At 36.1% G+C, this 23,962-nt stretch carries 18 protein-coding genes and 1 pseudogene; 6 read left to right on the top strand and 13 right to left on the bottom strand.

The features are described 5' to 3' along the window. The first annotated feature begins 44 nt into the window (after positions 1 to 44). From HMPREF1052_RS11505 to yccS, 4 genes are all read left to right on the top strand, one after another. Positions 45 to 401 carry a TonB-dependent receptor plug domain-containing protein gene (locus tag HMPREF1052_RS11505; protein ID WP_005760927.1) on the top strand — a complete coding sequence of 119 codons (357 nt, stop codon included), beginning with the start codon at positions 45 to 47 and terminating at the stop codon, positions 399 to 401. Continuing rightward, positions 358 to 2,121 carry a TonB-dependent receptor domain-containing protein gene (locus HMPREF1052_RS06285; protein WP_231284618.1) on the top strand — a complete coding sequence of 588 codons (1,764 nt, stop codon included), beginning with the start codon at positions 358 to 360 and terminating at the stop codon, positions 2,119 to 2,121. The genes HMPREF1052_RS11505 and HMPREF1052_RS06285 overlap by 44 nt, the downstream gene beginning before the upstream one ends. A gap of 100 nt (positions 2,122 to 2,221) precedes the next feature. Beyond that, on the top strand, positions 2,222 to 3,034 hold the full coding sequence (locus tag HMPREF1052_RS06280; RefSeq protein ID WP_005760724.1) for an alpha/beta hydrolase: 813 nt from the start codon (positions 2,222 to 2,224) through the stop codon (positions 3,032 to 3,034). 138 nt (positions 3,035 to 3,172) lie between these two features. After that, the gene (gene yccS, locus HMPREF1052_RS06275; RefSeq protein ID WP_040596379.1) at positions 3,173 to 5,359 is read left to right on the top strand and encodes a YccS family putative transporter; all 2,187 of its coding nucleotides are present in this window, start codon (positions 3,173 to 3,175) and stop codon (positions 5,357 to 5,359) included. Positions 5,360 to 5,406: 47 nt separating this feature from the next. Here the strand turns inward: yccS and HMPREF1052_RS06270 are convergent. From HMPREF1052_RS06270 to nudE, 7 genes and pseudogenes are all read right to left on the bottom strand, one after another. Next, positions 5,407 to 5,958 (bottom strand): annotated as a pseudogene (locus HMPREF1052_RS06270) (NADPH-dependent FMN reductase). Positions 5,959 to 6,139: 181 nt separating this feature from the next. Next, on the bottom strand, positions 6,140 to 7,594 hold the full coding sequence (gene gnd / locus HMPREF1052_RS06265; RefSeq protein ID WP_005760875.1) for a decarboxylating NADP(+)-dependent phosphogluconate dehydrogenase: 1,455 nt from the start codon (positions 7,592 to 7,594) through the stop codon (positions 6,140 to 6,142). A gap of 157 nt (positions 7,595 to 7,751) precedes the next feature. Then, positions 7,752 to 8,015 (bottom strand): hypothetical protein, encoded by a 264-nt coding sequence (locus tag HMPREF1052_RS06260; RefSeq protein ID WP_005760860.1) that lies wholly within the window; start codon positions 8,013 to 8,015, stop codon positions 7,752 to 7,754. A 28-nt stretch (positions 8,016 to 8,043) separates the two neighbouring features. Beyond that, the gene (gene pgl / locus HMPREF1052_RS06255; protein ID WP_005760750.1) at positions 8,044 to 8,742 is read right to left on the bottom strand and encodes a 6-phosphogluconolactonase; all 699 of its coding nucleotides are present in this window, start codon (positions 8,740 to 8,742) and stop codon (positions 8,044 to 8,046) included. Positions 8,743 to 8,833: 91 nt separating this feature from the next. After that, positions 8,834 to 10,318 carry a glucose-6-phosphate dehydrogenase gene (zwf, locus tag HMPREF1052_RS06250; protein ID WP_005760887.1) on the bottom strand — a complete coding sequence of 495 codons (1,485 nt, stop codon included), beginning with the start codon at positions 10,316 to 10,318 and terminating at the stop codon, positions 8,834 to 8,836. 73 nt (positions 10,319 to 10,391) lie between these two features. Beyond that, entirely contained in the window at positions 10,392 to 11,195 is an 804-nt protein-coding gene (cysQ, locus tag HMPREF1052_RS06245; protein WP_005760844.1) for a 3'(2'),5'-bisphosphate nucleotidase CysQ, read from the bottom strand. 162 nt (positions 11,196 to 11,357) lie between these two features. After that, the gene (nudE, locus tag HMPREF1052_RS06240) at positions 11,358 to 11,909 is read right to left on the bottom strand and encodes an ADP compounds hydrolase NudE (protein ID WP_005760923.1); all 552 of its coding nucleotides are present in this window, start codon (positions 11,907 to 11,909) and stop codon (positions 11,358 to 11,360) included. Positions 11,910 to 11,977: 68 nt separating this feature from the next. On the opposite strand from nudE, the gene hslR reads away from it, so the two are divergent. Together hslR and hslO are read left to right on the top strand one after the other, a co-directional pair. Next, entirely contained in the window at positions 11,978 to 12,394 is a 417-nt protein-coding gene (gene hslR / locus HMPREF1052_RS06235; RefSeq protein WP_005760808.1) for a ribosome-associated heat shock protein Hsp15, read from the top strand. Between the two features lie 112 nt (positions 12,395 to 12,506). Further along, complete coding sequence (gene hslO / locus HMPREF1052_RS06230) at positions 12,507 to 13,391, top strand: Hsp33 family molecular chaperone HslO (protein WP_005760850.1); 885 nt, start codon at positions 12,507 to 12,509, stop codon at positions 13,389 to 13,391. Positions 13,392 to 13,549: 158 nt separating this feature from the next. On the opposite strand, the gene pckA is transcribed toward hslO, so the two are convergent. From pckA to glpQ, 6 genes are all read right to left on the bottom strand, one after another. Beyond that, entirely contained in the window at positions 13,550 to 15,166 is a 1,617-nt protein-coding gene (gene pckA, locus HMPREF1052_RS06225; RefSeq protein ID WP_005760779.1) for a phosphoenolpyruvate carboxykinase (ATP), read from the bottom strand. Positions 15,167 to 15,342: 176 nt separating this feature from the next. After that, a complete protein-coding gene (glpC, locus tag HMPREF1052_RS06220) occupies positions 15,343 to 16,620 on the bottom strand; it encodes an anaerobic glycerol-3-phosphate dehydrogenase subunit GlpC (RefSeq protein ID WP_005760777.1) in 1,278 nt (425 codons plus the stop codon). A 9-nt stretch (positions 16,621 to 16,629) separates the two neighbouring features. Next, complete coding sequence (gene glpB, locus HMPREF1052_RS06215) at positions 16,630 to 17,925, bottom strand: glycerol-3-phosphate dehydrogenase subunit GlpB (RefSeq protein WP_005760790.1); 1,296 nt, start codon at positions 17,923 to 17,925, stop codon at positions 16,630 to 16,632. Continuing rightward, on the bottom strand, positions 17,915 to 19,597 hold the full coding sequence (gene glpA, locus HMPREF1052_RS06210) for an anaerobic glycerol-3-phosphate dehydrogenase subunit A (protein WP_005760749.1): 1,683 nt from the start codon (positions 19,595 to 19,597) through the stop codon (positions 17,915 to 17,917). Before glpA ends, glpB begins: the two co-directional genes overlap by 11 nt. 302 nt (positions 19,598 to 19,899) lie before the next feature. Next, positions 19,900 to 22,401, bottom strand: a complete 2,502-nt coding sequence (locus HMPREF1052_RS06205) for a TonB-dependent receptor domain-containing protein (protein ID WP_005760820.1) — start codon at positions 22,399 to 22,401, stop codon at positions 19,900 to 19,902. A 444-nt stretch (positions 22,402 to 22,845) separates the two neighbouring features. Further along, positions 22,846 to 23,958: a glycerophosphodiester phosphodiesterase gene (gene glpQ / locus HMPREF1052_RS06200; protein WP_005760732.1), complete on the bottom strand. Its 1,113-nt coding sequence runs from the start codon at positions 23,956 to 23,958 to the stop codon at positions 22,846 to 22,848. Positions 23,959 to 23,962 lie beyond the last annotated feature (4 nt).

Below are 23,962 nucleotides of genomic sequence, written 5' to 3'. Positions count from 1 at the left end.
ATTATTATCGATTTTGATTAATTTTTAATTATTTAGAGGGAACCATGAAAACGACATTAAGTTATATTGCACTTTTTACTGCTGCCTGCTTTACACAGCAAGCATTAGCGGCTGAAAATGAAAAACTTGAGAAATTAGAGAATATTGTTGTTACTGCAACAGGTACAGTTCAAGAATTAAAAGTTGCTCCTGCTAGTATTAGTGTGGTAAATCAAAAAGCCTTACAAAGTAAACCCGTCAATAATCTTGTGGATGCATTACAAGATGTACCAGGCGTGAATATTGGTGGTACTGGACCAAATAAACAAGATGTATCAATTCGTGGTTTACCTGCCGATTATACTTTATTTATGGTTAATGGACGTCGTCAAAATACTCGTGAATCACGCCCAAAATGGTAATGGTGGTTTTGAATCTGGCTTTATTCCGCCTGTTACAGCAATTGAACGTATTGAGGTAATTCGTGGCCCGATGTCATCACTCTATGGTTCTGATGCAATGGGTGGTGTAGTGAACGTTATTACTAAAGATAGTACAAAAGATTGGACTGGGGCTTTATCTTTCGGTGGCTTTTTACACGAAGATAATGAGTCAGGTAATGGTTATAATGGCAACTTTTTCTTATTTGGTCCATTAGTTCAGAATTTATTAGGTATTCAAGTTTACGGTGGTGGTAATTTACGTAATGAAGATGAATTTGTGGGCGGTTTTAATAAAAATAATAATAAAAACATTACCACTAAATTAACCTTTACACCAACGGAAAAACAAAAATTTGAATTAGAAGCTGGGCGCAATGTTCAGAAAAAAGAAGAAACTCCAGGAAAATCAGTCGCTGCTCAAACATGTCGTGGTTCAAACTGTACAGCAAATAGTTGGTCAACAACACTGGCTAGCCGTAATCATTGGGCATTAAGCCATTATGCGGATTGGGGTTTTATGAGTTCTGAATTTAGCGTATATCAAGAACAAGCTAAACGCCAAGTGAAATATTATTCTGGTTATAACAGCCGTCAACCTGAAATCACGAACTCTGTAGTTGATGCCAAATTTATGGTGCCAGCAGGTATGCATTTCTTGGTATTTGGTGGGCAATATTTACATGCTAAGTTAGATGATGATTCAGTATCAGGTGTTACACGAGTGACTAATCCTCGTACTGGTGCAGTTCGTTCAGTGGCAAATATGGCATTGACTAAAAATAAAGCCATTCAAAAAGCCTTATTCTTAGAAGATGAAATTTCATTCACTGAAGATTTATTATTAACTTTAGGTGCACGTGTAGATCATCATGAAAAATATGGCTCTCACTGGAGTCCTAAAGCTTACTTAGTGTATCACCTAAATGATGAATTTACTTTAAAGGGTGGCGTAGCGAAAGCATTTAGAGCACCAGGTATCCGAGAAGTCAGCGAAGGTTATGTCACTTCAACTCAATCTGGTGCTGGGGTAATTTATGGTAATCCAAATATTAATCCTGAAACCAGTGTGAATGAAGAAGTGGGTGTAACCTATGTTCATAAATCAGGATTTAATGCGAATTTAACCGTGTTTAATACAGACTTTAAAAATAAACTAACTAGCTATAGTACAGGTACTCGAGATCCTATCACTGGAGCAAATTTATACGTGTATGATAATGTGGGTAAAGCGAATATTAAAGGGGTTGAATTATCTTCTCATATTCCATTAATGAAACAATTAGGATTAGATTTAAGTTATACCTATCAACATTCAAAACGTGAATCTGATGAGGATTTATCTGCTTCAGGTCTTTCATTAAGAGGTTTACCATTAGATTACACACCTAAACATTCAGGAAGTGCTAAACTCACTTGGACGGTGAATGATAATTTAGATGTTTACACAAGACTTCATTATCAAGGTAAACAAATTTGGGCAAATCCACGCAATGGCGATAATAAAAATATTGCCCGTGAACGTTCAGGTTTTTCTACTGTCGATTTAGGTGCAAATTATCAAATCAGTAAAAATGTCTTATTAAATTTAGCCGTATTAAATTTAGGTAATGAACGTTTAGATGTTATTGATACCAATGGTGGTAACTGGGCTCGTGAAGATGGGCGCCGTTATTGGGCTAATATGACAGTATCATTTTAATTGCGTTTAATTATATGATTGCACAGGGGGGTTACCTTGTGCAATTTTTTCTATTATGAGTAAAAATTTTTTTATTTTATGGGTATGGAGTATCGTTTTTATGTCAGTAGCTCAGGCTGAACCTATTTTAAAAACTCCTGCGATAGACACTGATAAAACGCCATATTTTAATTTTGTTACGCAAAATATCGAATTTAATCAGCATCAATATCGGTTATTCATTGCTATTCCGAAACAAACAAATGGACCGACACCTGTCTTATATTTATTAGATGGCAATACACAATTTCCTTATGCCGTAAATTCTGTAAAAACAGACCGCACTTTACCGATAATTGTTGGGATTGGGTATAACACGGATTTATCTCAAGTGATTGCGGAACGAACTAGGGATTATACTATTCCTGCATCAGGAGAACGTTTCTCTAAAGGCGGACAAGCAGCTAATTTTTTGGCATTTATTACCCAGAAAGTTAAGCCAAGTATTGAAGCAACATATCTTATTGATAAGGAAAAAGAATATTTCTTTGGGCATTCATTTGGTGGTTTATTCGGTCTTTATGTTTTATTTAATCAGCCCGAGTTATTTGATCACTATATTATTGCAAGTCCTTCACTTTGGTGGGGAAACGGCGCCATTATTCCTAAACAGCAACCTTGGGTGCGTTTTTCACCTCAATCTATTTTAGTGACTTTTGGGGAATATGAAGAACACCCAGAGTTAGATCCTAATATGTATAAAAAGCGCTTAGCAAAGATTAAACATCGCCAACATTTTCTCACAACTAGAGAATTTGCTTCCCAATTAAAAATGCAAGGACTACCCGTTCTGTTTGAATTAATTCCTCAAGCTGATCACGGAGCGGTTATTCAACCTTCCATTCAGGCGACGATAGAAAAAATTCAAAAATGATATCAATATGAGGGAGAACATTATTCTCCCTCATTTCTTGAAAGAAAGTGGGGTTATTCTCAACCTTTACTTGCTATATTTTGCTTACGAACTTAAACTCATCAATAAATTTCTTATGACTGTTAAAACCTTTCTTTTATGAATTCATTGTTAAAAAAAATTAGTTCTGATTGGCTTTCTGAAAGCATAATCAAAACCTTACCTATTTTTATTGCCTCTAATTTAGTGGCTATTGTGATTTGGAATTTACAGATTTCTGAATTAGCGATGCCATTAATATTGGGCGTTATTGCGGGCGGGCTAGTTGACTTAGATAGTAGTATATTTGGTCGGATCAAAAACTTGATTTTGAGTTTACTGGCATTTGCACTTTCCTCCATTGGTGCTCAAATATCTTTAGGCTATGGGTGGATTTTTATTCCTGCGGTGATGGTGAGTGCTTTTTTATTAGTCATGCTAGGAGCTATTGGACAACGTTATAGCACGATTGCTTTTGGAACTCTTGTGGTGGCGATTTATACCTGTCTTAGCTATAACCCTCAATTGCCTTGGCACAGTAATATGACAATGATTCTGATTGGTGCAACGATTTATGGTTTAGTGAGTATTGTGGTCTACTTATGTTTTCCCAATCGAATGACTCAAGAAAATTTAGCCAAGGCTTATGATGCACTAGGTGCTTATTTGCAAGCAAAATCAGAATATTTTGATCCTGATGATGATAATTTAAATGCAAAACAACTGGCTTTAGCTAATGCTAATCGTCAAGTGATGTTGTCTTTTGATATGACGAGAGCATCCTTATTTTATCGCCTACAGGGGCATAATCGTCAAGCCAGAACTCATCGTTTATTACGCTATTATTTTATTGCACAAGATATTTTAGAACGAGCTAGCTCAAGCCATTATCAATACCATGAATTATTTAAGGAATTAGGCAATACGGATTTAATGTTTCGTTTCCAACGAGTAATGGAATTACAGGCAATAGCTTGCCAACACATTGCGAATGCTTTACGTCATCGAGAAACTTACGAACATAGTCCAAGAGGTCAACGAGCATTACAGGGGTTGCTCACTTCACTTCAATATAACCAAGAGAATGGCTTAGTGAATGCCTATCGTTGGCAAATGATTGCCGAAAATTTGCGTCATATTGAAAGCCAAATTGCACAAATTGAGCAAGATAATGGAGAGAATGCACAATCAGAAGTATTATTATCTTCTACTCGCCTTACTGCTGATAATATATCAGGATTAGGTAATATGCTACGAGCTATTTATCATCAATGTACCTTCTCTTCACAATTGTTTCGCCATGCAATTAGATTATCCATTCTTATGGTAATTTGTAGTGCTATAGTGCCTTTATTGAACTTGGATAGTAAGGGATATTGGATCGCTTTAACCGCACTTTTTGTTTGCCAACCTAATTATTCAGCGACTAAGAAACGTTTAGTTCAGCGGATTATTGGCACTATGTTAGGTGTGATATTTGGGTTTGCTTTCCAATATTTATCACCAAGTTTGGAGGCTTCTTTAGGGCTTATGGTGATTAGTAGTAGCCTTTATTATTTTTTCCGTTTAAGTAATTATGGTTCATCTACATTTTTTATTACTCTACTCGTATTTATGAGTTTAGATATTATTGGTTTAGGTTCCCATGAAGGAATTTTACCAAGATTATTTGATACTTTATTAGGCACGGCATTGGCGTGGTTTGCAGTATCTTTTTTATGGCCAGACTGGAAGTATCTTAATTTACATCGTAATTTAAAAAATACTTTACAGGCATGCTCAGAATATCTGCGTCATATTATGGCGCAATTACAATTTGGTTATAATGAACAACTTGCTTATCGAATGGCTCGTCGAGAAGTGCATAATCATATTTCAGCACTAAGTACAGTGATTTCCAATATGCATAGTGAACCTAAGAAATATCAAGCGATATTAAGTTTTGCACCTCGTCTTTTAGGTATGACTTATACGTTATTAAGTTATATTTCAACTTTAGGCGCTTATCGAACAGAAAGTGCAGATTTGAATCATCATGTGGAATTTTCCGCATTATTCTTTCAAAAAGGCAAACAAACCAGTGAAATTCTAGATTGTATTACCAATTTGGATTGTTCCACAAAACATATTAATACTCAGGTGGAAGAAATAGATCAATCTTTGGCTACATTTGAAATCGCTCGCCAAAATCATCATGATCAAGTAGCGTTAGTACTGATACAACAACTGCGAATGATCGTGCAGTTATTGCCACAATTAGAGGTATTAGTAAGAGAAGAACATCATTATGCTGCTGATCAAGTATAATTAAGAAAGGGGTAAGTGATTAAATTACCCCTTTAGAATCTATCTATTTAGAATTTTTGTACGAAGTCAGTGTAACTATTAATAAAGTTTTGTACGCTTGATTTTACTGCTTCTACAGTGATTTCACCTTGTTCATCAAATACACCATTAAATAAACCACCTACATTTAATGCAAATGGTGCCGTTGGCATATTAATAAATGAACCTGATGCAATGATGCGTAAGTGATCTGCTGCACGCATGCCACCCGCCATACCCGCACCTACCGTAGCAATCCCTAATGGTTTACCAATCCATAAGCTTTGTCCCATTGGGCGAGAGACGATATCAATAGCATTCTTTAACATAGCTGAATATGATCCATTGTGTTCAGGGCTTACCCATAACACGCCATCTGCTTTAGCAATTTGTTGACGGATACGAATATATTCATCTGGGCTATTTTCATCTAAATCACGGTTATAAAGAGGAAGGTTTGAAATTTCCACGATATTTAATTGAATAGAGGCAGGAGCCATTTTTTGTAATTGAGATACTAATAATCAGCTGAAAGAAGTTTTACTTGCACTACCGATTAATACTGCAATTTGTTTAGCCATAATAAGTTCCTATTAAACTAAATTTTTTATTAAATTATTCAACTATTGTATGAAATCCGTTAACTGTTAACAATACAGGGGTTTATTGAAAAACTATCAATTTTTAGTAAATAATCTGTTGATGATATGCTTATATAAAAAGTGCGGTAAATTACCGCACTTTTTTAAGAAGATGGAAGAGTTAAACATCGTAAGTTGTTGATGCGGTATCCCCACCACGACCTGTCCAGTTAGTGTGGAAATATTTACCACGTGGTTTATCTGTTCGTTCATAAGTGTGAGCGCCAAAGTAGTCTCGTTGAGCTTGCAATAAGTTTGCTGGCACACGTTCTGAAGTATAGCCATCTAAGAAAGTAATTGCAGACGCCATACAAGGCATTGGAATACCCACTTCAATAGATTTTGCTACTACTTTACGCCAATCCTTAAGAGCATCTTCTAAAATACCTTTGAAATAAGGATCTGAACCTAAGAAAACTAAACCTGGGTTTGCCTCATAAGCATCACGAATATTACCTAAGAACGCACTGCGGATAATACAACCCTCACGCCATAATAGCGCTGTTGCACCGTAGTTGATGTTCCATTCAAAGTTCTCAGAGGCTTCACGAATTAACATAAAACCTTGAGCATAAGAAATGATTTTTGATGCTAATAATGCTTTACGAACCGCTTCAATCCATACTTTTTTATCACCTTCAACTGGCTCAATAGTTTTGTTAAATAATTGTGATGCGGCTACACGTTGATCTTTGAAAGAAGATACGCAACGAGCGAACACAGATTCTGTGATTAGGGTTAATGGAATACCAAAATCAAGAGCATTAATTCCAGTCCATTTACCTGTACCTTTTTGACCAGCCGTGTCTAAAATTTTCTCAACTAATGTCTCACCATCAGCTTCTTTGTAGCCAAGAATATCAGTGGTGATGTCGATTAAGTAGCTATCTAATTCAGTTTTTTTCCATTCTGCGAAGATAGATTGCATTTCTTCGTAGCTTAAACCTAAACCATCTTTTAAGAATTGATAAGCCTCACAGATTAATTGCATATCACCATATTCGATACCATTGTGAACCATTTTTACAAAGTGACCAGCACCTTCTTTGCCCACCCAATCACAGCAAGGTTCACCTTTATCCGTTTTGGCTGAAATTGCTTGCAGAATCGGTTTCACATAAGGCCATGCTTCTTCATTACCGCCAGGCATAATGGAAGGTCCATGACGAGCACCTTCTTCACCACCAGAAACACCTGTGCCGATAAAACGAATGCCTTTTTCTGCTAATGATTTCGCTCGACGATTAGTATCTGGATAGTTTGAGTTACCACCATCAATGATAATATCGCCTTCTTCCAAATGTGGAAGCAATGCATCAATGAACTGATCTACTACATCACCTGCACGCACCATCAACATCACTTTACGTGGTTTTTCCAATTTGGCTGCCAAATCTTCTAATGAATAAGCACCGATAATGTTTGTGTCTTTCGCAGCCCCTTCTAAGAACTCATCGACTTTTGAAGTAGTGCGGTTAAATGCGACTACCTTAAAGCCGTGATCATTCATATTTAAAATAAGGTTTTGCCCCATTACCGCTAAACCGATAACGCCGATATCGCCTTTTGTTGACATTTTACTCTCCTGTTTTGGTTAATCTGTTGGCGGAAAATTTTGGAAATTTTGACCGCACTTAATTGGTTATAATTTTACGCTCAATAGCATGAATCTTCCAGTTTATTCCTTTAAAGTGTTATTCAAGCATTCATGAGGAGACATCACTATCTAAAAGTTATTTTGTAAAAATTGTTGTTAACTGCTCTTTATCCAAAACTACGTCCCCATTTTCTAACACTAATGCTGGAATACCAATATATCCGTTTTTCTTCGCATCATCGAATGCGGAATGGGTGTCTCGTAATTTTAAAAAGGCTTTTAGACCTGCTGAATTGTCCACCATATTCACTTTTTCCACATCAGCATTTAAGCGTGCGAGTTCGGTAAAAAATGGCTCAGTGTCAGGACACCATGGTGCATAGTAAACAACAGGTTTCATAAAAAACTCCTTAAATTATGACCGCACTTTATAGTAATTTTGCAGCCTCATTATCTAAATACCACTCTGTTTTCCCATTTTTTGCTTTAATTTTTGCCGCTGGGTAAGGCAGATTTTCCGCTTCAGTATTTTGGATTTCTTTGAGGATTTCTGCTTTCGCCGCCCCTGTCACTAAATAGGTAATCCGTTTGGCTTTTTCAATCAGTGAAGCGGTTTTAGAAATACGGATTTGCCCTGTTTCGGGGTGTTTAGCAATCACAGCAACATTCTGATCGGCGAAATCTGTTTGGTGAGGGAAGAGCGAGGCGGTGTGCCCGTCATTGCCCATTCCTAGAATAATCCAATCGAACGCCAAATTTGGTACGCAAGCAGTCAATTCTTGTGAAAATCTTGCAAGTTCTTGCTCTACGTTTTCTTCGCCACGAATGCGATGAATGTTTTCTGCTGGGATTTGAATATGATCAAATAGCAGTTTTTGCACTTCGCCATAATTACTTTCTAGATCTTGTGGGGGAACCATACGATCATCGCCCCACCAGAAATGCAAGTTTTGCCATTGGATTTCATTTTTAAAAGGAGATTGAGCCAAAGTTTTGAATAGCAATTTGGGTGTTGAACCGCCCGAAAGCGAAATATGCACAGGGCGATTTTGCTCGCTGTAAGTTTTAAATTCTTCGGCAATTTTTTCAACAGCAGCTTGAGCTGTAGGAAATATAAATTTATTCATAGTTTTTCCTGATAGCGCCTTATTTACAAAGGAGAGCTATGTAATATCAATAAATGAATGTACTTGTCAGAATAGGTTAGTTATCATTTAATTATGACTTTTCTTTCATAGCCCCTGAGGGTTTACGCCATATGCGACCTGTATGGGCAATCAATTTGTCAGCTTCGATAGGCCCCCAGGAACCCGCTTCATATTGATAAACTCTACCACCATTTGCTTTATAATCTAAAATAGGTTGAACAAATTTCCAACAAGCATGCACAGCATCAGTACGAGCAAATAAAGTAGCATCGCCTTTCATTGCATCTAATAGTAAACGTTCATAAGCGGTTAATAAGCTCGCACCACTTAAATCAGAATAACTAAAGTCCATGGAAACTTCTTGGGCATCAAATCCAGCACCTGGTTTTTTCAAACCGAAACGCATTGAAATACCTTCATCAGGTTGAATTCGTAGAATTAATTTATTTTCAGGTGCTTCTTGGCTAAATACAGGGTGTGGTGTCTTCTTAAAGTGAATTACCACTTCTGTGACACGAGTTGGTAAGCGTTTACCTGTTCGCACATAAAATGGTACACCCGCCCAACGCCAGTTGTCTATTTCACAACGTAATGCCATATAAGTTTCAGTTGTTGAATCAGATGGAACACCTTTTTCTTCTAAGTAACCATTAATATGTTCACCATCATGTTCTGTGGGCGCATATTGACCAAGCACTAGGTTATTTTGTAGGGTTTCTTGTTCTAGAGGATGCAAACAATAAAGTACTTTAGCTGTTTCATCACGCATAGAATCTGCATTAATAATTGCAGGTGGCTCCATCGCAACCATTGCTAAAACTTGTAATAAATGGTTTTGGAACATATCACGCATTGCACCAGAGCCATCATAATAGCCACCACGTTGTTCTACACCAATTTCTTCAGCACCAGTGATTTCTACATAGTCAATATAGTTACGATTCCATAATGGTTCAAATAAGCCATTTGAAAAACGTAAAACTAATAAATTTTGAACAGTTTCTTTACCTAAATAATGATCAATACGATAGATTTGATGCTCTTCAAAGAAGCGATGAATTTGTATATCTAATTCTTTAGCGGTTTTCATATCGTAACCAAAAGGTTTCTCAATGATGATACGTTTCCAACCGAATTCTTCAGTATTGAGACCATGGGCTGCTAAACATTCAGGAATAACACCATATAAACTTGGTGGTGTTGATAGATAATAAAGGGTATTTCCACAAGTTTGATAAATATCATGTAATTCATCAAGACGAGGCACTAATTTAGCATAGTCAGAGGCATCTGAGGTATTTACCGCTTGGTAATAGAGATGTGAACAAAACTTTTCTAAATGTTCACCCTCAGCAGACTCATGCTCTACTAAGGCTTGATGCATTTTAGAACGGAATTCTTCATCTGTCATATCAGTACGAGCGACACCTAAAACTGAAAAACTTTCATTTAGACGACCGATTTTATAAAGATTATAAAGTGCTGGAATTAATTTTCGGTGGGTTAAATCGCCTGAGGCACCAAAAATAACGATACAATTATTTTTTGCGTTCATTTTGCTTCCTAAATATATTTAATTATGAAATTTGCATACTATGCAGTATTTCACATGAATTATCTAATAGCTATTACGTATTAAATTGAAAGATTTTTTGCCAATCTAATTTGCAATTGCCCATTACAAAATAAGGATTAATTAGTGTTTCTCTTTGATTATAAGTCAGCGGTTGAAAAGATAAATCAAAAATTTTGCAATCGACTTCATGTAGTAATATGTCAGCCACTGCGGTATCCCATTCTCCAGTATTTCCAAAACGAACATAGCAATCTACGATGCCTTCTGCCACTAAACCCGATTTTAAACTACTTGAACCATAAACGATAAATTCAGGTTGATATGGAGACTTGATAGATTGTCGGATTTTTTCTGGATTAGATGAGCCGATGGCAATTTTTATTTGGGTTCGATTGTGCGGTTGAATTTTGGGTAATTTTTTTGTGATACCATTTTCAATTAAAAATGCACCATGTTCACGCCATGCATAATAAGTTCGATTAAGCATAGGTGCATGAATAACACCAAGCATAGGCTGATTATTTTGAACTAAGCAAATCATTACGGAAAATTGATCCGTATGACTGATAAACTGCTGCGTGCCATCGATAGGATCGATCAACCAATAAGCTTGCCATTGTTTACGCTCATTAAAATCAATATGGCAGTTTTCTTCAGAGAGAACAGGAATATCAGGTGTAATAGAGGTGAGTTTTTGGGTAAGAAATTGGCTAATGAATAAATCAGCTTCTGTCACAGGTGTATTATCAGATTTTGTTTGTACAGTTAGGTTTTTTGCATAAAAAACTTTACTGTGTTCACCAGCCTGTTTAGCAAGCTCCAAAACGTCATTAAGAAGTTGTTGTGTGATTTCCATTGGTATATTCCACCGAAACTGTAATATAACGATTCTAGCAAATCTTTTGGAGCTTGACGAGAAAAGAAATTGATTAATTTAGTCGGAAAAGTGCGGTAAATTTTTCAATAATTTTTGTGTACATATCGTCTTTTCTAGTATAAATCTTCAGTAAAATCCACTTTATTTTGAGTTTTTTAAATAATCTCTTAGAGTATAGAGTGCTACTAAATTTTTAGCTTCATAAAATTCGGGATCGTTTAATAACTTATCTATATTGGCTAAAGGATAACGAATTAGCTCTAACGGTTCAGGTTCATCACCTTCTAATTTTGATTCATAGAAATCAGTGGCTAATAAGATATGCATTGGGCTATTCATAAAACTTGGTGAAGTATTTACGGTGCGTAAAAAGATAATAGATCTTGCCCCTAACCCTATTTCTTCTTGCATTTCGCGATTCGCACTTTGCTCAGGTGTTTCTCCTTGTTCCATCAGCCCTTTAGTAAAACCCAGTTCGTAACGTTCAGTGCCCACTGCATATTCACGCACCATCAGTAAATCATCACCATCAATAGGAAGTACCATTACTGCCGCTTTACGACTAGGCTTTATTCGCTCATAGGTACGTAATTGTCCATTTGAGAATTTTAAATCCACTGCTTGAATTTCAAGAATGCGAGACTTTGCTGCAGTAGTGATATTAAGGATCTCGGTTTTTTGTAATACTTTCATATTGATCTCTTTATTTTACAAACCTGTGCATTAACGATACCATAAAGCAACAGAAATAAGGATCAGTTATGGCAAAAAATTTGCATAAAGATAATGAAAAAGAAAATTCTGATGACATCACTCGTTTAGATAAATGGCTATGGGCTGCTCGTTTTTATAAGACTCGTAGTATCGCTAAAGAAATGATAGATGGTGGTAAGGTTCATTATAATGGGCAACGTACTAAGCCAAATAAAGCGGTAGAAGTGGGGGCGAAAATAAAGCTTCGTCAAGGTAATGAAGAAAAAGAAGTTGAAGTGACCGCACTTTCTACACAACGCAGAGGTGCTCCTCAAGCACAATTGCTTTATGCTGAAACAGCTATGAGTGTGGAGAATCGAGAGAAAATGGCATTAGCACGTAAGATGAATGCAATGCCCCATCCAGATCATCGTCCAAATAAGAAAGAACGACGGGATTTAATTAAATTTAAAAATCAAAATTAAATGATTTTGTTTGCAATGAACAGAATCAGTTGAAATTTTGATAAGGATCCCAATATACAGCAACAATAATTATTAAAATGGACATCATGTCCGTTTTCAACTAAGGAAAACTATGACTTATATTCAGGATAACGACAAATTATATCGTTATTTATTTCAAAATAGAGCCGTGCGTGGTGAGTGGGTTCGTTTAAATCGAACTTTTATTGATACATTAAATACACATCATTATCCCCAAGTCGTTCGTCATTTATTGGGTGAGATGATGGTGGCAACTAACTTGCTTACTGCTACTTTAAAATTTGAAGGGGATATTACTGTTCAAATTCAAGGTGATGGCCCATTACGTTTAGCTTTAGTTAATGGCACAGATGAACAAAATATTCGGGCTTTAGCACGTATTGAAGGCGATATCTCTAATGATATGGGGCTACATCAATTAATTGGTAAAGGTGTGTTAGTTATTACCATCGCTCCTAAAGAAGGTGAACGCTATCAAGGCATTATTGCATTAGATAAACCAACGATCACTGAATGTTTAGAAGAATATTTTGAACGTTCAGAACAGCTTCAGACTCAGTTATTAATTAGAGTTGGGGAATATGAAGGTAAACCTGTTGCGGCTGGAATGTTATTACAAATTATGCCTGATGGTTCAGGTTCAAGAGAAGATTTTGAACATTTAGCCACTTTAACATCGACTGTCAAAGATGAAGAATTATTTGGTTTAAATGCAGAAGAATTGATGTATCGTTTATATCATGAAGAAACCGTAGAAGTGTTTGATCCACAAGTTGTAAACTTCCATTGTGGATGTTCGCAAGAACGTTCAGGCTCTGCGTTATTATTAATTTCTGATGATGAAATTGATGAGATTCTGGCAGCACATAATGGTTCCATTGATATGCAATGTGAATGTTGTGGTACGCATTATTTCTTTAATAAGGAAGCTATTCAGAAATTAAAACAAGCCAGTGATGAAGATGTCATTCATTAATTATTGATGATATTTGTAAAAGAGGATTTTATATCCTCTTTTTTTATGTGCTAAATTGAGGAATGATACAGAGCTAATTCTGCAGAACAAATATAATTAAGAAAAAAACCGCACTTTGATTTTCAAAGTGCGGTTTGATTTTAGAAAATTTTTACAAATTAAGCTTTAGGACCAGCAGCCACTAATGCTTTACCTTCAGCATTTGTAGTGTATTTTTCGAAGTTTTTAACGAAACGACCAGCTAAGTCTTTAGCTTTAACTTCCCATTGAGATTTATCTGCATAAGTATCACGAGGATCTAAAATTGCAGGATCAACACCAGGTAATGCTTTAGGAATTGCAAAATCAAAGATTGGTAATGAACCCATTTCAGCTTTATCAATTGAGCCATCTAAGATTGCATCAATGATACCACGAGTATCTTTGATTGAAATACGTTTACCTGTACCATTCCAACCAGTGTTCACTAAATATGCTTCTGCACCAGATTCTTGCATACGTTTAACTAATACTTCAGCGTATTGAGTTGGGTGTAAGCTTAAGAATGCCGCACCGAAACATGCTGAGAATGTTGGTGTAGGCTCTGTGATACCACGTTCTGTACCCGCTAATTTTGCTGTGAAACCAGATAAGAAGTAGTATTTAGTTTGTTCTGGAGTCAATTTAGACACTGGTGGTAATACACCAAATGCATCAGCAGATAAGAAGATGACTTTAGTTGCTGGACCTGCTTTAGAAACAGGTTTAACGATATTTTGAATGTGATAGATTGGGTAAGAAACACGAGTATTTTCGGTTTTTGAACCATCAGCATAGTCAACATCGCCATTTGCTAAAACACCGACATTTTCTAATAATGCATCACGTTTAATTGCACCATAGATATCAGGTTCGTTTTCTGGTGATAAATTGATAGTTTTAGCGTAGCAACCACCTTCAAAGTTAAATACACCTTCATCATCCCAACCATGTTCATCGTCACCAATTAATTGACGTTTAGGATCTGTTGATAATGTTGTTTTACCTGTACCTGATAAACCAAAGAAGATTGCGGTATCACCATCTTTACCTACGTTTGCTGAACAGTGCATTGATGCGATGCCACGAAGAGGTAAGAAATAGTTCATCATTGAGAACATACCTTTTTTCATTTCACCGCCGTACCATGTACCACCAATTAATTGGATACCTTCAGTGATATTAAAAGCAACAAAGTTTTCTGAATTTAGACCTTGTTCTTTCCAATTTGGGTTAGTACATTTAGAACCATTCATGACCACAAAATCAGGCTTAAAGTTTTGTAATTCAGCTTCACTTGGACGAATAAACATGTTTTTCACAAAGTGAGCTTGCCATGCAACTTCTGTAACAACTCGAACAGATAAACGAGTATCTGGGTTTGCACCACAGAATGCATCAACAACAAATAAACGTTTATTAGAAAGCTGTTTAGTTACGATAGATTTTAAACTTTTCCACGTTTCTTGATTCATTGGTTTATTATCGTTTTTAGCGGCATCTGAAGTCCACCATACAGTGTCTTTAGTTTTGTCATCTAAAACAATATATTTATCTTTAGGTGAGCGCCCCGTAAAAATACCTGTGTCAACAGCAACAGCGCCTTGATTTGTTAAGGTGCCTTTTTCGAAACCTTCTAACCCTGGTTTTGTTTCTTCTTCAAATAAGAATTCATAACTTGGGTTATAGACGATTTCAGATGCGCCTGTAATACCAATAGCAGCAAGTTCTTGTGTGAGTTTGTTTAGATCTGTCATACAGTACCTCATTAATGTTAAAAAATAAAAAACTAATAATTAATAGGTAGATTCTACTCTAATAAAAAATAAAAAAACGTTATCTAGATCAAATTATTCATAATAAAAATCAAATTTTAAAAAATATTTTCTAAAATAAAACCGCACTTATTGGCATATTAAGTGCGGTTTATCATTTATTGATTCATTGACATGGAAAGCAATGTAATAGGATGAATACAGGTCACATTACTAGACATATCAATTTGCCATTTACAGGTTTGGCATTCGGATATGACGTAATCAAATTGCCCCTCATTAATATGTTCAAATAAGTTCTTACCAATGGCTTGTGAGGTTTCATAGTTTTCTTCCTTAAAGCCATAAGTTCCTGCTATACCACAACATTGTGAAGGTAACATCACCACTTCAAGACCAGGAATTTGTTTTAAGATTTCTAAGGTGTAAGGTGCCCAGCCTGCTTTTTCAACGTGACAAGCCGTATGATAAGCCACTCTTAATTTCAATGGTTTCAATGGTAAAGTTTTACCCTCTTGGAATAATTTATACAGAAAAGGGGTGACCATATGAATATGTGGACGTACTTTAGCATTATCGATACCTAAAATATGATGATATTCATCTCGTAAATTTAAGGCACAGCTTGAGGCTTCGCTAATAACATCTAAGCCATTTTCATCCACCATTCTACCGATATAGTCAGTATTAAATTGCGCAATTTTTTTTGCTCTTTCTGGAAATGAATTCACACTTAAAGGTAAGCCACAGCATTTTTCTTTTTCAAGTAAGACAACACCAATATTCATAGCATTGAATACTTCAATAAATTCTTTACCTAATTGAGGGTTGTTGTAGTTTACATAACAACCATGATAGTAAGCTACTTTTTGATCGAATTTGGCTTGTTTTTCTAATTCATTTTTCATATACCAACTACGGAATGTACCAAAAGCATATTTAGGTAAGGTTCGGTGCTTACTCACTTTTAAAGTTTTTTCTAAAATAAATTTAGTCGCTTTTAGCCCCGTAATGGTATTTACAACTGGTGCAAATGGCGTAGCCAATGTTCCCATAATATCTGTGTTACTTAATACTGCATCACGTAATTTGTGGACTAATGGTTTATTTTGTTGTTCGATATGTTTATTACGAGCACGAACAATGATATCACCAATTTTAACATCGGATGGACAGGCAACTTCACAACGTTTACAGTTTAAACAGTATTTTAATGCATCATCATAATAAGAGGCATTTTTAAGACGTAAACGTTCGCCATCTGGACCAGACTGTTTTGGACCTGGATATAATGGGTTATTGCGTGAAACAGGACAAACTGCAGTACAAGCAGTACATTTAATACAACTTTCAAAGCTTTTATCATGAAAAGCTTCCATCACAGCAGGAGATAACATTTCTTGTTTTGCGTGACTAATTAATTCTTGAATATTCATCATCGCCTCCTAGTTCTTAGTTTGTGCTGCAAGAATATTATCAGCAGTTTTTAAGGCTGTAGCCACCGCAACACCTGAACCACATCCTAGTTCAATGCCGTTATAGCCACCAATCACGGAACCAATGGCAAATAAGTTATCAATGGTTTTACCTTGTTTTTGAACTTGACACTGTGCATTGATTAAAACACCAGCAGATTGGTATGGCTGTGGCGCTGAAAACCGTTTATTGATCCATGAAAAACGATTGGTTGCATCAAATTGTTCTGTTTTAATGATATCGGCTCGGAATAATGGCTCATAGATTTCTTCAAATTCAGAAACTAAGCCATTACTGAAGAAACTGCCAGAAGCTAACACAAAATATTTTGCGGTAATTGCATTTTCAAGGTGAAGTTGAGTATAAATTCGAGCAACTTTATTTTCTTCAAATTCTGCACGTAAAGCTCTATCACCATTAAACATTACGCCACCTAAACTTTCAAACCGTGCACGTAATTGACGATGTTGGCGAATACCTAATAATGAAGGAGGAAGTGTCGGTAATTCATAAAGCTCAATACCTGTCGCTTGACGTAATGAATCGAAGAAAACTTGATCATCTAAACCAAAACATGCGGGCAAAAATGCGGCTTCGGCTTCACCTACAGCTTCTTTTATTTCTGCTACTAGATTATTAAAGGATAATTTATGCTCAAGAACTTGTGCAATATTAACACTACGGAATTCACGACTACTTTCACGTAAATGATCTAACTCAGGAATATTTAAGTAGCCAATAGTTAATTCACAATGTGTAAATTGAGGATTTTGTTTGAGATTCTCCGCTAATAATTGTGGTTGAAAATCGTGATAACCTTCAATGCCTAATAATGCAATCTTTGAATAAGGAAAGGCTTCTTCATTCATAATTGTTGGTACACTGGTTGGTGAAAGCCATGTACCTCTTAAACCACCAAGTGCGGTGACTCTTTTATGATTTTTTTGGGTTGATCCCATCAATGATAAATTGAGGGATTTTGCTAGTGCTTCAAATTGTTGTGCTTTTTCTAATACCTCATCTTTACCTAAGATAGCATAAGGATGTTGTGGTGCTTGTTGAACTAAATCAGCATAAGATTCAGAGAAAGAACTTACTGTTTCACCATGAGGTAAACGGGTGAGTAAATCCATAGAACCTGAAGAGAAATCAATAGCTGCTTGACCATTATTGATAATGGCACAATGTATTCCTTTTTCCTGTAGCGTGAGACCACAAGTAAGACCTGCGATGCCTCCGCCAATAATCACGACATCAAAATTCATTGTTATTCACTCCCTGTGCTTTTTCTAGAATCACATCATTTAAGCCAAGTAAGCTGTAATATATCCAGCTTGTGAATTCAGCTTCACGCACCGCATCGCCCCACGCGATTGGACGGATACCTTTCCAACGTTCTTCCATAAAAGCAATTAATTGATCTGTTGATTGACGAGGTGTGGCAACATCAAAACGAGCCATTAGTCCAGCAGCACGACAGGCACATAATTCAGCTTGACATGTTCCCATACCCACTCGAGTACGACGACGTAAATCTACTAAATTATTTACATTAAGTTCGTTTACCGCATAATTGATTTCACCTGCGGTGACGGATTCACATTCACAAACTAAAGAACGATCTAAACGCTGATTATCCAATAATCGTGTTGCTCGTGAACCATGTCGATAAACAGCAGAATTACGAATAGTGGCAGGTAATGAAATCATTTTTTCACTGGTTTCTTTACGGCTTTCATTAGAACCAGGTAAAACTCGATCTGCGGTTTCACATGTTTTACTATTATTGAGTTTTTTACAAACTAAATCGGTTGCCCATTCAGCCATAAGACGATATGTCATCAATTTACCGCCAGTAATTGTAATGAAACCGTCTAAACCATCACGTTCAGCATGATCTAATAAGACGATACCACGGCTGACATTACGACCTGATGGATCATCATCACTTGCGACTAATGGTCGAACGCCTGCATAAGCACGTAAAACTCGGGTATGACGTAGGCTCGGGGCAAGTTTTTCACCTTCACGGAATAGAATATCAACTTCTTCAGGTGTTACTTCCATATTATCAATTTGATCATAAGGAATACGATCAGAGGTCGTACCGATAACGCAAATAGTATCACCAGGCACTAAGATATCTGCATCAGCTGGTTTACGACAACGATTAATAACCATGTTATTAATTCGGTGTCCCATAACAAGTAATGCACCTTTGGCAGGGAACATACGGATTTTTAAATCAGCATATTCTGCAATACCTTGACCCCAAATACCGCCAGCATTAACGACAATTGGCGCAAAAAATTGGCGATCAACTTTATTTTTATGATCATATACTTTCACACCAATTACTCGACCGCCTTCACGAATCAACCCTTTTACTTCACAATAAGTAAAAATTTGAGCGCCATTTTCTACGGCATCAATAGTATTTGCGGCAGTTAAACGGAAGGGATCTATAGAACCATCTGGTACAACCACAGCACCGACTAAGTCAGGATTGACAGAAGGCTCCATATGACGAGCCAGTGCTGGATCAATGGCTTTGGCTTCAATACCAGAGGCACGACAAGCTTCAATGAATTTCTTTTGATAATCAAGATCGTCTTCTGGTAAGGTGATAAATAGACCTTTGGTATCATCTACGCAATGGCGGGCAATATGCTTTAAGATCATATTTTCTTTAATACATTCTTCAGCGGATTCACGGTCATTAACTGCATATCGACCACCACTATGTAATAAGCCATGGTTACGTCCAGTTGCTCCAGTAGCAATATCGTGTCGTTCTAACAATATGCATTTTAGCCCACGTAATGAGCAGTCTCGAGCAATACCTGCACCAGTAGCACCGCCACCAATGATGATTACATCTGTATTGATAGGAGAAAAATCCCCTACATTTCTATAGAGTTGAGATGACATTCCCATATGATGCCCCACAAGATGAATAAATAAATTGAGTATTTGAAAAGTAAATACCTTAATAAACGCTTGTTATTTTATTGTAAATGAGCGTTTTAGAATAGTATTTTGAGCGAAAAAGAATATTTATTGTGAGAGAGATCACAAAATAATGAGATAAATAATGATCTCTAAAAAATTTTATCTTGCGATTTGATAAAAATTTTGTAAAAAAAGACCGCACTTTCATATACACCTTAATCAGTGGGCTAGATGTCCAACTTTTGGGGTGCAGATGAAAGTGCGGTTGTTTTTAGAGGAATTTTTTATTAGAAACGATATTCTAATCCCATATGTAATGTTCTGCCAGGTGCGGTGTTTAATCCCATATTATTGGTATCCAAATAATAACGGTTGAAAACGTTATCCATGGTCATTGTAAGTTTGAGGTTATTGGAAACGCTATAGTTAGCGTATAAATCTACGAGAGAATAAGCATTCCAATCAATACTTGAAGTATCGTCTCTTAATACTGGCACAACACGTTTTCCGTAGTAACTATAACGCACGCCAATATCAAGTTTTTCATCTAACCAGCGAGTGCCCAAAGTCAGTTGATAATTTAATTTTGGTGGTACGGTATTGTTGATGTTGCTAGCATAAATATAGCCATCGTAACATTGTGTATCACCACTACCAACTTGATGAGGCATTAAGCAATATTGGGTTTTAGTGTAATAAGTGCTTGCAAATTTAGCGTAAAATTTACGCATATCATAATAAGCTGATACCTCAAACCCTTCAAGTTTTGCTTTTTGTAAATTAATGGTTTGAGTTTTTCCACTAATTTTATCAAGGCTTCTGGTCAGGTAATTATCAATATTATTATTGAAATAAGCGACTTTCACACCAAGTACATTATCTTGTCCACCTACATTTTCATACAATCCATTGATACCAAACTCCCAATTTTTGGCTCGTTCTGGTTTGAGTTGGTCTAAGTTATCGCTGGTATCTTGCATGCTCCAACCTTTAGTCGCTTGGAATAAACTTGGCGAACGTAAGGCTTGAGCATATTTAGCATATAATGTGGTGTCTTTTGCTACTTCCGCACTTAACATGACAATTGGTGAAAAGCCTTTGTTTTTGATTGGATTTTGTTTATGTGAAACTGTTTTATAAACAATGTCACCAGTGGTTAAATCAACATGATCTTCCACTTGTTCAGAATGAACTACATAATCATTGGTGGTAGAACGGAAATAGCGCACCCCACCATCTGCTTTTAGCCAATGATTAAAAGGATAACTCGCATTAATGAAGCCACTGATTTCTTTACGTTTTCCATCTCGTATATATAGAGGTGCAATAGCATCTTCAGGATATCCTTTAGCTAATACTCGAGCTTGTGCATCTTTCGGTAAATAAATGCGTTCATAACTGTGAGTCAACCCATATTTTATAGCAAGTGGTTGATTATTAAGTTGAAAAATACTGGTATTATCAATGCTCAATCCTTTTTGTTTTGAGGCTAAGAAATGTGCATGACGTTGGGAATAATCATAGCCAAAACTATCCAAATAAGGGGTAAAGTTTGAGGAATCACTGTCAGTGTAATAGGCATTGATATTTAAATTGACATAAGGTGTATCCGGATTATATTGATAACTCAAGTTGTAACGATTCACTTTAACTTCAGAGCCTTCTCCTTGTAACGCTCCATAGCCACGGAAACTTAAAATTGAACTCATTATCTCCCCAAAACGACTATGGTAATGGCTATAGCCTAATCCTAACTTGTGGTGATCATTATAGAAATTCGCTTTTGCTAAATAAGAGGTATTTAGTTGAGAAGTGTTCAATGCTTCTTCGCCTGGTCGATATAAAGTGCTGCGATTTTCCTTAAAATGCACTTTTGACACTTCAACGGTTTCGTATTGATCATTAATTTCTACATAATCTTTGTCTTCTTCTACTTCAATATGATCAATTTCAGGAATTTGCCCATGTTTGCCAACAAAATAGTTGCCTTGTCTGCGTTTGGCATAAGCGAATAGCACATCTGCATTTTCCCATTTATTAGCAAAGGCAATGCTGTAATTATAAGAATTTAAATTTAAACCATTAGATGAGTAACGGGCATTAGGTGAGTGGCTTTGCGTTTGGCATAAACCTGAATCATTGCTTAAACAATTGCTAATATAACGGGTTTGATAACCACCTTTTGTATAATTTGCTGGCGGTGAAACAGTATTTGTCATGGTGCCTAATTTAAGTAGTACACCCCAAGTTTTGCCTTCAGGAATAATATCTTTCCAACCTAAGGTATTCATTCGCACAACCCCGCCGATTGCACCTGTAGCATCTGCAGAAAGGGATGGGCCTTTTTCAATTTCCACTTGGCTAATAAAATCAGGGTCTAAATAAGAACGAGTAGATGAACCCGCATAACCTTGCCAAGAAGGGACTGATTGCAAACCACCATCTACATAAATTGGTACACGGTTTTCGTTAGCAACACCACGAATATTAACGGATAATGCACCACTATTACGCTTGTTACCAGCAATCACGCCTGGCACACCAGAAAGAAAATCGCCTACAGAACTGCCTCTGAACGTATTAATATCAGATTTTCCTAAATAGGAATAAGAACCTGTGGAAACATAGGTTTTCAACAGATTTTCATCATAGCTAGATTTCTCTCCTCCCTCCTCATTCACAAGGATGGTATCCAATTTTTCAGATTTTTGAGTTTCTGCTTGAGCAAAAGAAATTAATGGGATTAAACAAGTTAATCCCATTAAATTCAAACTCCATTTTTGCTGCATAAAATTTCCTTTAGGTTATAAATAAGAATAAAAATCATTTGAAATTTTAATTCATGAAATTTAGAAAATCAATAGTAAAAATTCATTCAAAAATTTTAAAAAAAAGGACCGCACTTTGAGCTTTATCCTAAAACTTGGATAGCGAATTTATTGCCATAATCCTTTAAAAAACTCAAATTGAAGCTGGTTTATTTATGTGTGAAAAAGATTTATCTAAAAAGTGAGAGGAACTTGGCTATCAAAAAAGAGTACATAAGATGTTAGGAGATGGATAAAAAAGTCTGAATGGGCTAGCCGAATTACAAAGCAAGCGGCCCAAATAGATAACCTAACATTAATTAAACTTGATTAAAAAGGACTGGGCCCTGCATAATACAGCGCCCAGTATTTAGTTTATTAAGCTGTCCAAGGTTGGACAGATTAAATTACGATCAGAAAGTATGATTATTTTTCTTTTTTCGGTTGATCTTTACCTAAGAATTTTACTGCTAAATCTGGGAAGTCAGTAAAGAGACCAGTTGCACCCGATTTATTGAACATTGCATCATACATTTGATTTACATCAGAGAAGAAACTCGGTACATCATCTTTACGGATAGTGTATGGATGTAGTTCAAGTTTAGTTTTGGCAATATCTTCAACCATTGGAGTATATTTTACATCACCAAGTTTTGAATTTTTATCATCGACTAACATATACCAAGCTGGACCAACACCATCAGCATATTTAGCCACTTCCGCCATTGCACCTGGTTTGAACATCCATGAATAATCATAGTTTTCCCATTTACCTTGGGCATTTTTAGCTTCAGTTTCATGCCAATCTGAATATGCAATTAATTGAACAAGTTTGAGATCCATGCCCATTTTTGGAAGCAATTCAGTTTTAATACGTTTAAGTTCATTAAAGTCGAAGGTTTGTAAATAAACCATATCATCTTTACTGTCATAACCGTATTTTTTCAAAACTTTTAAAGTTTCTGCTGCGATATCTTTACCTTCTTTATGGTGTAACCAAGGTGCTTTGATTTCAGGATAGATACCAATTTTCTTGCCTGTAGATTTTTCTAGACCTTGAATGAACTCAATTTCGTCTTCAAATGTATGAATGCGGAAGTGTGAACTCCATAATGGAAAGCGATTTGGATAGACTTGAACTTGTTTGCCATTTTCTGTTTTAAAGTTTTCTGTCATTTCTAGAGATTGAATTTCTTTCAATGTAAAGTCAATAACATAGTAACGTCCATCTTTACGTGCACGTTTAGGGAATTTTTTAGCTACATCAGTTAAGCCATCTAAGAAATGGTCATGAATAACGATTAAACGATTATCTTTTGTCATCGCTAAATCTTGTTCGAGATAATCTGCTTTTTGACCGAAAGCAAGAGCTTTACTTTCAAGGGTATGTTCAGGTAAGTAACCACTTGCACCACGATGAGCAATAACGATTTTATCTTGTGAATTCATAGGCTGTGCTTGTTTTGAGGTTTGAGTTGAGCAAGCAGCTAAAGTGGAAAAAGCCAATGCGATAGCAAGGTTTTTTACTCTAAATTTCATTACA

This window comes from Pasteurella bettyae CCUG 2042 (assembly GCF_000262245.1).
In the GTDB taxonomy this organism is placed as follows: Bacteria; Pseudomonadota; Gammaproteobacteria; order Enterobacterales; family Pasteurellaceae; genus Basfia; species Basfia bettyae.
Note: the sequence above shows the minus strand (reverse complement) of the source record. Positions and strands in the feature narration are given on the sequence as shown.